This is a genomic window from Nonomuraea sp. NPDC050227 (assembly GCF_044459705.1).
Classification (GTDB): Bacteria; Actinomycetota; Actinomycetes; order Streptosporangiales; family Streptosporangiaceae; genus Nonomuraea.
On sequence record NZ_JBITJF010000012.1, the window covers coordinates 186,131 to 199,276 of the forward strand.

The 13,146-nt window shown below is 71.4% G+C and carries 10 protein-coding genes; 5 read left to right on the forward strand and 5 right to left on the reverse strand.

Features of this window, described 5'->3' with window-relative positions:
• Positions 1 to 5: 5 nt before the first annotated feature.
• Positions 6 to 1,088, reverse strand: coding sequence for a LacI family DNA-binding transcriptional regulator (locus ACIBK9_RS38710; RefSeq protein WP_397163744.1), 1,083 nt, complete (start codon positions 1,086 to 1,088; stop codon positions 6 to 8).
• A gap of 174 nt (positions 1,089 to 1,262) precedes the next feature.
• On the opposite strand from ACIBK9_RS38710, the gene ACIBK9_RS38715 reads away from it, so the two are divergent.
• On the forward strand, positions 1,263 to 2,474 hold the full coding sequence (locus ACIBK9_RS38715) for a sn-glycerol-3-phosphate ABC transporter ATP-binding protein UgpC (protein WP_352357172.1): 1,212 nt from the start codon (positions 1,263 to 1,265) through the stop codon (positions 2,472 to 2,474).
• A gap of 114 nt (positions 2,475 to 2,588) precedes the next feature.
• Here ACIBK9_RS38715 and ACIBK9_RS38720 read toward each other — a convergent pair whose 3' ends face one another.
• Positions 2,589 to 3,341, reverse strand: coding sequence for an SDR family oxidoreductase (locus ACIBK9_RS38720; RefSeq protein ID WP_358285009.1), 753 nt, complete (start codon positions 3,339 to 3,341; stop codon positions 2,589 to 2,591).
• 46 nt (positions 3,342 to 3,387) lie between these two features.
• On the opposite strand from ACIBK9_RS38720, the gene ACIBK9_RS38725 reads away from it, so the two are divergent.
• Entirely contained in the window at positions 3,388 to 4,545 is a 1,158-nt protein-coding gene (locus tag ACIBK9_RS38725; RefSeq protein WP_397163747.1) for a PQQ-dependent sugar dehydrogenase, read from the forward strand.
• Here the strand turns inward: ACIBK9_RS38725 and ACIBK9_RS38730 are convergent.
• Positions 4,505 to 4,840 (reverse strand): carboxymuconolactone decarboxylase family protein, encoded by a 336-nt coding sequence (locus tag ACIBK9_RS38730; RefSeq protein ID WP_352324894.1) that lies wholly within the window; start codon positions 4,838 to 4,840, stop codon positions 4,505 to 4,507. The genes ACIBK9_RS38725 and ACIBK9_RS38730 overlap by 41 nt on opposite strands.
• A gap of 292 nt (positions 4,841 to 5,132) precedes the next feature.
• Between ACIBK9_RS38730 and ACIBK9_RS38735 the strand changes: the two genes are divergently transcribed.
• The 3 genes from ACIBK9_RS38735 to ACIBK9_RS38745 are packed head-to-tail and all read left to right on the forward strand — an operon-like array spanning position 5,133 to position 10,449.
• Positions 5,133 to 5,780 (forward strand): hypothetical protein, encoded by a 648-nt coding sequence (locus ACIBK9_RS38735; protein ID WP_397163749.1) that lies wholly within the window; start codon positions 5,133 to 5,135, stop codon positions 5,778 to 5,780.
• A 10-nt stretch (positions 5,781 to 5,790) separates the two neighbouring features.
• On the forward strand, positions 5,791 to 8,961 hold the full coding sequence (locus tag ACIBK9_RS38740; protein WP_397163750.1) for an AAA family ATPase: 3,171 nt from the start codon (positions 5,791 to 5,793) through the stop codon (positions 8,959 to 8,961).
• Between the two features lie 27 nt (positions 8,962 to 8,988).
• Positions 8,989 to 10,449 carry an MFS transporter gene (locus tag ACIBK9_RS38745; protein ID WP_397163752.1) on the forward strand — a complete coding sequence of 487 codons (1,461 nt, stop codon included), beginning with the start codon at positions 8,989 to 8,991 and terminating at the stop codon, positions 10,447 to 10,449.
• Here ACIBK9_RS38745 and ACIBK9_RS38750 read toward each other — a convergent pair.
• Positions 10,442 to 11,662, reverse strand: coding sequence for a TerC family protein (locus ACIBK9_RS38750; RefSeq protein ID WP_397163754.1), 1,221 nt, complete (start codon positions 11,660 to 11,662; stop codon positions 10,442 to 10,444). The two genes, ACIBK9_RS38745 and ACIBK9_RS38750, sit on opposite strands and share 8 nt — an antisense overlap.
• 14 nt (positions 11,663 to 11,676) lie before the next feature.
• On the reverse strand, positions 11,677 to 13,131 hold the full coding sequence (locus ACIBK9_RS38755; RefSeq protein WP_397163755.1) for an LLM class flavin-dependent oxidoreductase: 1,455 nt from the start codon (positions 13,129 to 13,131) through the stop codon (positions 11,677 to 11,679).
• Positions 13,132 to 13,146: the final 15 nt, after the last annotated feature.

Genomic DNA, 13,146 nt, shown 5'->3' on the forward strand with positions numbered 1-13,146 from the left:
GCCGGTCACCTGCGGGGGCCGCAGCTCCCGCGGATGATCAGCTCGGTGGGCAGCACCACCGAGCGCGCCCGCCGGGTGCCCTCGCGCAGCACCAGCTCGCAGGCCCGGTACCCCATGTCCCGGCCCGGCTGGGCGATCACGGTCAGCGGCGGGGCGCACAGCTCGGCCCAGGGCACGTCGTCGTACATCACCAGCGACACGTCCTTCGGCACCCGCAGGTCGAGCTCGCGGGCGGCCAGCACGGCCGCCTCGCCCAGGACGTTCCCGCCCGCGACGACGGCCGACAGGTCGGGACGGCTCTGGAACAGGCCGGAGGCGGCGGCGTACGCCGAGTCGCGGCTGCCGGTGCCGAACACCACCAGTTCCTCGTCCACCGGCGCGCCCACGGCCTCGCGGAAGGCGGCGGCCCGCCGGTCGTGGCCGGGGCCGCCGAGGAAGGCGATGCGCCGGTGGCCGAGGCCCCGCAGGTAGCGCACGGCCGTACGGATGCCGGCGCGGTCGTCGGCCAGCACGGCGGGCACGTCGAGCGGACGCGCGGCGCCCTCGGGGACGCGCCCGCGCGGGGCCACGCCGTCGAGGAGCATGAGATCGTCGAGGGCGCTCTCGGCGGGGTCGCGGTCGCCGTCGCGCCCGGCCTCGGGCGGCAGGCGGTCGGCGAAGACCACCGTCATGCCCGCCCTGAGCGCGGGGGCCCACGTCTCGGCGTCGCCGGAGGGCACCGCGATCACCCGGTCGACGCTCTGTTCGAGCAGCATGCCGATCAGCTCGGCCTCCTGCTCCGGGTCGCCGCCCGTCGAGCCCAGCACGACCGGCTCGCCCGCCGACCGGGCGCAGGCGAGCACGCCCTCGCAGAGCTGCCCATAGAAGGTGTCGGTGAGGTCGGGCACCAGCAGGCCCAGGCCGCCGGTGCGGCGCTGGCGCAGGTTGCGGCCGAGCGCGCTGGGCCGGTAGTCGAGCTGGGCGGCGACGGCCAGCACCCGCTCCCTGGTGCTGGGGCTGGCCGAGCCGCCCGACAGCACCCGGGACACGGTCGCGACGCCGACGCCCGCCGCCTCGGCCACATCCTTGATCGTCGCCCGCTTCTCCATGGAAACGATTCCATCATGGATTCCAGGTCACCGGAAGCCCATCGGTCCTACAAAGGCTGGTCACGCGGTACCCCTTGACACCGATGTCCGTTTCGGGTGAGATACGTGAAAACGTATCCACGGGAACCGAGAACCAACGTCCGGGCCGATCGCCCTGGAGCGCGAAGGAATGTCATGGCATCCATCGTTCTGACGAACGTCGACAAGATCTACGCCGGTGGCGTGAAGGCCGTGAACGGGCTGAACCTTGAGATCAAGGACGGCGAGTTCATGGTGCTGGTGGGCCCATCGGGTTGCGGCAAGTCGACCGCGCTCCGGATGATCGCCGGCCTTGAGGACATCAGCGGCGGCGAGATCGCCATCGGCGACAAGGTGGTCAACCACCTTCCGCCGAAGGACCGCGACATCGCGATGGTCTTCCAGAACTACGCGCTGTACCCGCACATGACGGTCGAGGAGAACCTCGCCTTCGGCCTCAAGCTCCGCAAGATGCCCAAGCCGGAGATCCAGAAGCGGGTCAACGAGGCCGCCAAGATGCTCGGCCTGGAGACCTACCTCAAGCGCAAGCCGGCCGCTCTGTCCGGCGGTCAGCGCCAGCGTGTCGCCATGGGCCGCGCCATCGTCCGCGAGCCGCAGGCCTTCCTCATGGACGAGCCGCTGTCGAACCTCGACGCCAAGCTCCGCGTCTCCATGCGCGCCTCGCTCAACACCCTGCACGAGCGCCTCGGCGTCACCACCGTGTACGTCACCCACGACCAGGTCGAGGCCATGACCCTCGGCGACCGCGTCTGCGTCCTGCGCGACGGTCTGCTCCAGCAGGTCGACACCCCGCAGAACCTGTTCGACAAGCCGGTCAACCTGTTCGTCGCCGGCTTCATGGGCTCGCCCTCGATGAACTTCGTCACCGCCGAGCTGGCCCGCGACAACGGCGCGGTCGTGCGCTTCGCCGACATCAGCCTGCCGATCCCCGACTCGGCCTTCGCCGACAAGCCGGGCCTCGACCAGTACATCGGCAAGAAGGTCATCCTCGGCATCCGCCCGTCGGACTTCGAGGACGCCAACTCGGCCGGCAACCACGCCAACGGCTGGGCCACCCTGCCCGTCAAGGCGGAGGTCACCGAGGAGCTGGGCTCCGAGATCAACGTGCTGTTCCTGATCGACGCCCCGCCGGTCGAGCACAAGGACACCGTCGCCGCCGCCGACACGGGCGACGACGAGGAGGCGGCGCTGCCGCTCGTGGGCGACAAGTCCCTGTGGACCGCCCGCGTCAACGCCCGCAGCCACGTGCGCCCCGGCCAGCGCATCGACCTGGTCCTGGACACGCACAACCTGCACTTCTTCGACCCGACGAGCGGCCTGGCCATCGGCCACGAGGCCAACCGCTAGCAGAGCCCGCCGGATCTTCCGGTTCCCGGCCGTGAGTTACTCACGGCCGTCCCGGGCCCCCACCGCGACCCCCTCCCGCGGCGGGGGCCCACCTTGTTGTGGCACGCCCCGAGGTCAGCGGCGGCCGAGCCTGGCCGAGACGCGCCCGGCCAGGTTGTGCGGCACCAGCTTGCCGATCGCCACGATGGCCTTGTAGCGCAGGTCGGGCACCGAGACCCGCTTGCCGAGCGCGAGGTCGCGCATGGCGTCCCTGACCACGTTGTCGGCCTTCAGCCACAGGAACCCCGGGATGCCCGAGGTGTCCATGGACGCCCGCTGGTGGAACTCGGTGCGCACGAAACCCGGGCACAGCGCCATGATCTTGATCCGCGGGTTGCGCACGTCGTTGGCCGCCGACTCGCTGAAGTTGACCACCCACGCCTTCGAGGCGCTGTAGGTGCCGCGGGAGAAGAACGCCGCGACCGACGCCACGTTGATCACCGCGCCCCGGTCGCGCTTGCGCATCGCGGGCAGCGCCGCCAGGGTGAGCCGCAGCACGGCCTCGCAGTGGACCTTCAGCATGCGCAGCTCGTCCTCGACCGGCACCTTCAGGAAGTCGCCGGGGTGGCCGAAACCGGCGTTGTTCACCAGCAGGTCGACGCCGTCGCGGAGCCTCGACTCGACCCTGGCCAGGCCCTCCTCGGTGGCCAGGTCGGCGGGCAGCACCTCGACGTCCACGCCGTACCTGAGCCTGAGCTGGTCGGCGACCTGGACGAGCCGCTGCTCGTCGCGCGCGACCAGGACGAGCGAGCAGGCGTCGGCGGCCAGGCGGCGGGCGAACGCGGCGCCGATGCCGGCGGTGGCGCCCGTGATCAATGCGGTAGGCATGTCCTGAACCTTAACGTCCCCGGTCGGGCGTGCGAGTATGGACGGCGTGCGCCCCCTCGCGGCCGTGCTCCTCCTGGCCCTCACCGCCTGCTCGGCCGCCTCGCCACCACCCGGCCCGGCCACCGTGTCCTCCGCCCCGCCCGCCCCGCCGGCCTCCACTCGGGCTTCCACACCGGCGAGCCCCGAGCCGAAGAGCGCTCCCCGGCAGGTGCGCTTCCGCGAGCTCGGCCGGTTCGAACGGCCGGTCGCCCTCGCCGCGCGCAAGGGCGACGCCCGGCTCTACGTCGCCGAGCAGGGCGGCCGGCTGCGCGCCACGGACGGCGACGTCATCGTCGACCTGTCGGGCGAGGTGAGCGGCGGCAACGAGCAGGGCCTGCTCGGCGTGGCCTTCCATCCCTCCGGCCGCTGGCTCTACCTCGACTGGACCGATACCCGCGGCGCCACCCACGTCACCGAATGGGCCTTCGACGGCCGGCGCGCCACCGGCCGGCGCGACGTGCTCACCCAGGAGCAGCCGTACGCCAACCACAACGGCGGCCAGCTCGCCTTCGGCCCCGACGGCCACCTCTACGTCGGGCTCGGCGACGGCGGCAGCGCGGGCGACCCGCAGGGCAACGGCCAGGACCTCGGCACGTTGCTGGGCAAGATCCTGCGCATCGACCCGCGCGGCAGGCCGTACAAGGTACCGCGGGACAACCCGTTCGCCGGGAAGGACGGCGCGCGGCCCGAGATCTGGGCCTACGGCCTGCGCAACCCCTGGCGGTTCGGCTTCGACCGGCACAGCGGCGACCTGTGGATCGGCGACGTCGGCCAGGACGAGGTGGAGGAGGTCGACCGCCAGCCGGCCGCCTCCAAGGGCGGCGAGAACTACGGCTGGAACCTGCGCGAGGGCGGGCGGCCCTTCCGCGGCGGCACGGGCCGCGGCCTGACCGAGCCGGTCATCACCTACCCCCTGCACAAGGACGGCAACTGCTCGGTGATCGCCGGGTACGTCTACCGCGGCGCCGCGCTGCCCTGGCTGCGCGGCAGCTTCCTGTACGGGGACTTCTGCGCCGGCTGGGTCCGGGCCGCGCCCGCGGCCGAGCCGTCGAAGGCGGCCGAGATCGGCCGGGTCGAGCAGCTCTCCTCCTTCGGGGAGGGGCTCGACGGCGAGCTGTACGCGCTCAGCCTGCGGGGTCCGCTCTACCGGATCGAGCCTGCCTGACCCGCTCGATCAGCTCCTCGACCTGGTCGTTGAGCCGCGATCCGCGGGTCCAGCCGGCGTAGTGGGTCAGGAAGACCACCACTTCGCGCAGCTCGCTCTCGCTCAGGTCGCCCGCCCGCAGCGCGACGTCGAGCTGCACGGCGGTCAGCTCGTCGAGCCCCTGTCCGACGAGCAGCCCGAGCAGCAGCAGCCGGCGCTCCTTGACCGACAGGGCGGTCCTCGACCACAGGTCGGCGAACTGCCGCTCAGCCGTCATGCCGAAGGAGTCGACGGTCTCCATCGCGGGTTCTTTCATGGTGCGCTCCGAGGCTCGGGATGGGCGTCCTCATATCCTTTGCTACTTCCTGTGGTCTACCAATGGGGGTTGCACGAACGTTGTATCCCGGGCGACCGTAGAGTGTGGCGACCTGGCCCATACCACCATTTGGTGATCTGTAACAAGTAAAGCCAATCAATGGCCAAGATTTGGTCAAGATTTCTCATCGTGCATCCGGCCTCATTCCGCATGAAAGCGGGCACAACAACTGCGTTGGTCCGTAAAGCGGAGGTAAGCCCTGGTGAAAAGGACACGGGCTTGGATCGCGCTCATGGTCGCGGTTTTCGTGCTGCCGGCGTGCGGGCAGCCGGAGTTCACCTACGTACGGGACAGGGAAGGCACCACCTATTTCAAGGTGCCCGCCTCGTTCACGCAGCTCAACGCCAATCCGATCGAACTCTATCTGACGGGTGACCGACCCGGTTCGCTGGCGGCGGCGACGCGCGCGCAGCGGGTCTGGTCCACGGCCTTCGACCAGTCGGCCGAGCCGTCGGTCAACCATCTGCTGAGCTCGTCCGACCCGTTCGTGTACGCCACCGTGCACAAGCTCACCGAGCAGCAGCGGGACGCGATCTCGCTCAACCGGCTGCGCGACTTCGTGTTGCCCGTGACGGACCCGATGCGCGAGCTGTACGAGCAGCAGGCCATGACCACCGGCCGGCCGCCCATGTTCGCCAAGTTCGAGCTCCTCAGCGACGACGTCCTCGCCCTGGAGAACGGCGCCAGAGGCGTGCGGGTGCGCTTCAACTACCAGATCGGCGCCGACGTCCAGACGTTCGACCAGACCGCGATCCTCGACGAGAAGGGCGCGACGGTCTCGGTCATGCTCATCGGCTGCCGGGCGACCTGCTACCGCGACCGCGGCGCCGAGTTCGACAAGATCGCGGCTTCGTTCAAGCTGCTCCGGCTGCCCGGATGAGGGGACGTCAGTGACCACCACCGTTCAGCACGAAGGGCTGCGCGCCCCCGGCAGCGGGCCCTCCGACCCCGACTCCGTGACCAGGAAGAAGATGCAGTTCTGGGACCGGAGCAAGTTCCTCGTCGCGCTGGTCCTGGCCTACCTGATCCTCACCTGGAAGGTGATGGCCGACTGGACGGGCGTCGTGACCTTCCCCGAGGCGGCCTGGAAGATCGGCTACGAGTACCAGTGGATCTTCTGGCTGCTCGGCGCCGAGGCCCTGCGGCAACTGCACTTCCTGGTCAGCGAGCACTGGTCGGGCTACCACCGGTTCTGGAGCCAGAAGGTCTTCGGCGGGTTCGAGCGGTGGACGCACCGGCGCTTCGACGACTGGACCAGGTACCGCATCTCCCGAGCCCTGAAGATCGCCTTCTTCGTCACGCTGACCGCGCTCGTGGCGGGGGCGGTGCTGGACGTCAGCCCGTTCGTCGCCCTGTTGCAGGCGCCGACGCTGATCTGGCAGGCGCTGCCGTTCCTGCTGCAGATCGTCTTCCTGTTCTTCTTCGTCATCATCCAGTTCGTCGGCCTGTTCTGGTTCCTGTCCAGGGGCGGCGTGGAGACGTACTTCCCCGACGACATCAAGACCCGCTTCGCCGACGTCTGGGGACAGGACCACGTGGTCGAGCGGGTCCAGGAGAACATCGTCTTCCTGGAGCGGCCCGACGAGATCGAGCGGCGCGGCGGGTACGTGCCCAGCGGCCTGCTGCTGTGGGGCCCGCCGGGCACCGGCAAGACGCTGATGGCCGAGGCCGTGGCCGGCGAGACCGGCAAGCCGTACGTGTTCGTGGATCCGGGAGCCTTCACGAACATGTTCATGGGCGTCGGCATCCTGAAGGTCAAGGGCCTGTTCAGGAAGCTGCGCAAGCTGGCGCTGCGGTACGGCGGCGTGATCGTCTTCTTCGACGAGGCCGACTCGCTCGGCAAGCGCGGCAAGCTGGCCCAGCAGGGTCCGCCGGGGCAGGGCGGCTTCTCGGCGCACACCGGCTTGCCTGGGCCCTCCGGCATGTTCGGGCACTCCGGCTTCACTGCGCACTCCGGCTGCCACGGGATGACGTACCTGTCGGAGGAGAGCCGCTCGGTGCTGGCCTTCAAGGGGCGGCGGGAGGCCGCCGACCCGCCGGGCACCTGGCGCGAGCGCTTCTTCGCCGGCGGCGGCATGATGAACAGCGGCGACCCCGGCACCCTCCAGGCGCTGCTCACCGAGCTGTCCGGGCTCAAGAAGCCGCGCGGCTTCTTCAACCGGCTGGTCAGGCGGCTGCTCGGGATGCGGCCCAAGCCGCCGCCCAAATACCGCATCCTCGTCATGATGGCCACCAACCGGCCCGACGCGCTGGACGAGGCACTGCTGCGGCCGGGCCGCATCGACCGCATCTACAAGGTCGGCTACCCGTCCAAGGCCGGGCGGGTACGGACGTACCAGGGCTATTTCGACAAGGTCGAGCACGAGCTCACCGGGGAGCAGATCGACAAGCTGGCCACGATCACGCCGTACGCGACCGGGGCCACGATCAAGGACCTGGTCAACGAGTCGCTGATCACCGCCATCCGCGACGGCCGGGAGGTCATCACCTGGTCGGACGTGCTGCGCGCCAAGCGGCTCAAGCAGCTCGGCCCGCCCGAGGACGTCGAGTACATCGAGCGCGAGCGGCACGCCGTGGCCGTGCACGAGGCGTGCCACGCCGTGGTGGCGTACGTGACCCGGTTCCATCTGGAGATCGACATCGCCACCATCGAGAAGGGCGCCGACTACCTGGGCATGGTCGCCTCGATCAAGCCCGAGGACCAGTTCACCCGCTGGAAGTCCGAGTACGAGGCCGACATCATGGTCTCCCTGGCCTCGCTGGCCGGCGAGCGCATGTTCTTCGGCGAGGACAACTCCTCCGGCGTCTCCGGCGACCTGCACGCGGCCACGTTCCTCACCGCGCTCATGGAGTCGTACTGGGGGATGGGCTCCGGCGTCACGTCGCTGCCCGCGCTGCAGGAGCTGGAGATCCACGGCGGCAAGGCCATGCGCGGCCGGGGCGGCGGGGGCGGCGGCATCGGCATCACCGAGCGCGAGCCGGTGCGTGCCGCGCCCGACCTGACCCCCGACGTGCTGGGCGAGCGCATCGAGTTCAACCTGGTGCGGCTGCTGGAGAAGACCGAGCGGCTGCTGGAGGAGCACCGCAGGCAGGTGCTGTGCCTGGCGCACGCCCTGGAGACGCACAAGACGCTCAACGGCGACGACGTGGTGGCCGTCATCCGGGGCGAGCGCGGACCGCTCGTGGACGGCACGATCTACGCCTCCGACGAGCTCTACGAGCAGCTGGAGGACTACCACCACGACGCGGCCAGGGCGCACAAGGAGCACAGCCGCATCGAGCGCGAGCTGCCCGGCCCGGTGGAGGAGGAGGCCGCGCCCCGGGCGGTCGCCTTCGCCGCCCCGGCCGCGGCGCAGGTGATCACGGCCGAGGTCACCCGGATCGACCCGGGCGGCGGGCAGGGTGTCGGGCAGGGTGTCGGGCAGGGTGTCGGGCAGGGTGTCGGGCAGGGCGTCGAACAGGGTGGTGATCGGCCCGAGTTCGTGCCGTGGGCGCCAGCCCCGCGGGCCGCCGCAATCCCGTCAGCAGTCCCGTCAGCAGTCCCGTCAGCAGTCCCATCAGCGGGCCCATCAGCGGGCCCGTCAGCGGTCTCGTCGGCGGTCCAGGCGGTCCCGGCGGGGATTCCGGCCGCCGTCCCGCACGCGGGCTTCGGGCCGGTCCCCGGGGCGGTCGCCGAGGCCGGGCCGCGGCGGCGCGCCGGACGGGCCTGGCTGGTCGTGGCCAGCCTGCTCGGGCTGATCGCGCTGGCCCTGATCGCGGCGCTGGCGGTGACCGGCGCGGTGCCCGGCGCGGGCGCCGACGTCGCGGCGGCTCCCGCGCTCGCCTCGCCGGCCCTGCTGCTCCTGCTGTTCGTCGTGGTCGTCGGGGTGGTCGTGGGCGCCGGGCTCGCGTTCGTGGCGGTCAGGGGCGTACGGACGGCGCAGGCCAAGGCGGAACGCGAGCGCGACGAGGCCCACCGGCGGGCCCAGCTGCTGGCCGCGGCCATGGACCCGGACACCGCCATGCGGCTGCTCGGCTACGACGGCAACGGCAACGGCAACGGGACCCGGGCCGATGGGTGATCATATGGTCACTTAGAGTAAGGACGCATGAGCAAGGACGGCGTCGTACGCAGCCTGGTCCCCGCCCGCATGGACCGCCTGCCGTGGGCGCCGTTCCACACCCGGCTGGTGATCGCGCTCGGCGTGGCCTGGGTGCTCGACGGGTTGGAGATCACCATCGCCAGCAACGTCGGGGCGTTCCTGCAGCGCCCCGACACGCTCGGCTTCACCTCCGCCGAGGTGGGCCTGTCGGCCACCGTCTACCTGATCGGCCAGGTGGCCGGCGCGCTCTACTTCGGCTGGCTGTCCGACCGGCTCGGCCGCCGGAAGCTGTTCATCCTCACGCTCGGCATCTACCTGGTCGCCAGCGGCCTGACCGCCCTGTCGTGGGACCTGTGGAGCTTCCTGGTGCTGCGGTTCGTGGCCGGGGCGGGCATCGGCGGCGAGTACGCGGCCGTCAACTCCGCCATCGACGAGATGATCCCCTCCCACTACCGGGGCCACGTGGACCTGGCCATCAACGGCACCTACTGGCTGGGGTCGCTGCTGGCCACCTCGGCCACGTTCCTGCTGCTGCACCCGGGCGGGCCGCTGGACCCCGACTGGGCCTGGCGGCTCGGGTTCGCGGTCGGGCCGGTGATCGGCCTGGCCATCTGGGGGCTGCGCCGGCACCTGCCGGAGAGCCCGCGCTGGCTGATGACGCACGGCCGCGAGGAGGAGGCCGAGCTGGTCGTCGCCCGCATCGAGCGGGAGGTCGAGCGGGAGGACCGGGTCAGGCTGGAGCCGGTGCCGCAGGAGCAGGCGCTGGAGATCGTCCCCGAGCATCACGCGCCGCTGTCGCAGGTCGCCAGGACGTTGTTCCGCACGTACCCGGAACGCTCGGTGCTGGGGGCGACGCTGATGATCTGCCAGTCGTTCCTCTACAACGCCGTGTTCTTCACCTACTCGCTGGTGCTGACGCACTTCTACGGCGTCCCGGCGGGTTCGGTGCCGCAGTACATGTTCGCCTTCGCGGCCGGGAACCTGCTCGGGCCGCTGCTGCTGGGCAGGCTGTTCGACACGGTCGGGCGCAGGCAGATGATCTCGGCCACGTACATCACCTCGGGGCTGCTGCTGGCGGTGACCGGGTGGCTGTTCAAGGAGGGGATGCTGACGGCGGTCACGCAGACCGCGCTCTGGTCGGTGATCTTCTTCATCGCCTCGGCGGCGGCCAGCTCGGCGTACCTGACCGTGAGCGAGATCTTCCCTATCGAGCTGCGGGCCCAGGCCATCGCCATCTTCTTCGCGCTCGGGCAGGTCGCGGGCGCGTTCGGGCCGACGGTCTTCGCCTCCCTCATCGGCGACCAGCGCAACCCCGACCCCACCCGGCTGTTCTACGGCTACTGCTTCGGCGCCGGGATGATGGTGGCGGCCGGGCTGGTGGAGATCGTCTTCGGGGTGAAGGCCGAGCGCACGCCGCTGGAGCACATCGCGGCCCCGCTGACCTCCCGCCAGGCCACCCCTACCTAGCCGGGTCCTGCCCGCCCTGGTGCCCGGCCTGGTGCCCGGTCTGGTGCTCGGCCTGGTGCTCGGCGTGCGCCCGCGCCACCAGGGCGGTCAGCCGCTCGTCCCGGGCGACGCCGGCCCGCTGCCGCTCCGGCAGCTCGCCCAGCCGCGCCTCGGCCGCGAGCAGGTCGCGGTAGACCTCCTCGCGCCGCGCCGGGTCCTTCTCCACGTCCAGGTAGTCCTGGGCGTGCCGGCGGACGGCCGACACCACGTTCTGCGCCCGGCCGCGGGGGCTGGCCAGCGAGGCGGCAACGGTGACCAGCAGCACGCCGACGATCACCGACAGGGACAGCCCGGTGCTGATCTCGGTGACGTTCACCGGCTCGCCGTCGTTGATGAACGGCACGTTGTTCTCGTGCAGCGCGTGCAGCCCGAGTTTGACGCCGATGAAGGCCAGGATGACCGCCAGCCCGTAGGCGAGGTAGATGAGCCGGTCGAGCAGGCCGTCGATGAGGAAGTAGAGCTGCCGCAGCCCCAGCAGGGAGAAGGCGGTGGCGGTGAAGACGAGGTAGACGTTCTGGGTGAGGCCGAAGATGGCCGGGATGGAGTCGAGTGCGAACAGCACGTCGGTGCCGGCCAGGGCGATCATGACCAGCAACATCGGCGTCATCACCCGGCGGCCGTCCACCACCGTGAACAGCCGGTCGCCGTCGTAGCTGTCGGTGGCGCGGAACAGCCCGCGGGCCAGGCGGACCATGACGTTGTCGGTGTGGCCCTCGCCGCCCTCGGGCCGCAGCAGGTTGCCCGCCGTGAGCAGCAGGATCAGGCTGAAGACGTAGAACACCCAGGCGAACGTCTCGATCATTGCGGCGCCGAGGAGGATGAACCCGGTCCTGGCGATCAGCGAGAAGACGATGCCGAACAGCAGGGCCTTCTGCTGGTCGGCGCGCGGCACCCGGAAGCTCGCCATGATGACGAGGAAGACGAACAGGTTGTCGACCGACAGCGCCTTCTCGGTCACGTACCCGGCGAAGTACTCCGCGCCCGGCTCGGCGCCGCCGAACGCCCACACGCCCACGCCGAACAGCAGGGCGATCCCGACGTACAGGGCCGACCAGACGGCCGCCTCGCGCAGCGCGGGGACGTGCGCCTGCCGCACGTGGAAGAAGAAGTCGAACAGCAGCAGGCCGGCGATCCCCAGGATCGTCAGCCACCACACGGGCGCGGACACGTCCACGAACGCTCCTCGGGCTAAAGGCGGATCTCCAGGCGGCCGACCGGCTCGGCCAATTCCGCCTCCTCGTAGGCGAAGTGCGAGGCCAGGGCCTGCGAGAGCCGTTCGACGCCGGCCCGGACCCGGTCGATCCTGGCCGGGTCGGCGATCATCTCCGCGCACGCCCGGTCCAGGCGGTCCAGCAGCTCGGCGATGACCTCGTGCTCCTGTTCCAGCTTCTTGACCACCGGCTCCAGGGCGGGGTCGCGCTCGGTGAGGGCGGGGAAGGTGCTGCCGTGCTCGACGTCGTGGTGCACGGTCAGCAGGCGGCGGAAGGTCGCGCAGAACACGCCGAGCGTCCAGTGGTTCTGGCGCAGCGCGAGCCGGTCGCCGTCCTGGCGCGGGGCCGCGGTCTCGGCGGCGACCTGCTCGATCGCGTCCCTGACCTGGCGGAGCTGGGCGCGGTAGCCGTCGTGCACGTCCACCAGGCGGCGGCCAAGCCGGGCCTGGTCGGGGGGCAGGGCGGCCGGGTCGCCGCCGGCCGTCCTGGGCCGGCCGGGCTCGTCCAGGTCGGGGATCGTCACCGGCCGGCGGACCGGCTCGGGCGCGGGCCGGCCGCGTTCCCTGGCCACGGCCGCCCGTACGGCGGGCGCGACCTCCTCGGCGAACACCCGCAGATCGCGCTCGGCCTCCACCCCCGGGGCCAGCACGAACCCGCTCATGCCCGCCTCGAACACCAGCTCCGTGAGCTGCTCGGCCCACAGGGCGGCTGGCCCGTCGAGGAAGCCCGCGCCGGGCAGCGGCGACAGGCTGCCGCCGAGGTTGTAGACCTTGCGGATCGCCGCCGGGTCGCGCCCGGCGTCCGCGGCGGCCGCGTCGAGGATCCTGGCCTGCGCGGTCACCGCCTCGGGCGGGCTGTGGAAGGACGAGGTCAGCCAGCCGTCGCCGGTCCGGCCGGTCAGCTCCAGCATCCGCCGCCCGGTCGCGCCGATCCAGATCCCGATCGGGTGCGGCGGGAACGGGCCGGGCCGCGCGCCCGCCAGCCGGTGGTGGCCGCCGGAGAAGGTCACCGGGTCGCCCGGCGTCCACAGCGCCCGGATGACGGTGATCGCCTCGGCCAGCGCCTCGATCGACTCGCCGGGGGAGAGCCGGGGGCCGCCCATGGCGGCGATGGCGTCCCACAGCGCGCCCGCGCCGAGCCCCAGCTCCACCCGGCCGCCGCTGAGGATGTCCAGCGAGGCGGCGGCCCTGGCCAGCACGGCGGGCGGGCGCAGCGGCACGTTGGCCACGTCGGGCACCAGCCGGACGCGCTCGGTGCGCTGCGCGATGGTGGCCAGCAGGGTCCAGGAGTCGAGGAATCCCGCCTGGTAGGGGTGGTCCTGGACGCCGACCAGGTCCAGGCCGAGCCGGTCGGCGAGCTCGGCGTGCCGCAGGACCCGGTCGCCGTCCGCCGCCTCGGGCGCGAGCAGCGCGCCGAACCAGACATCCTCCATGATCATCATCCCCCG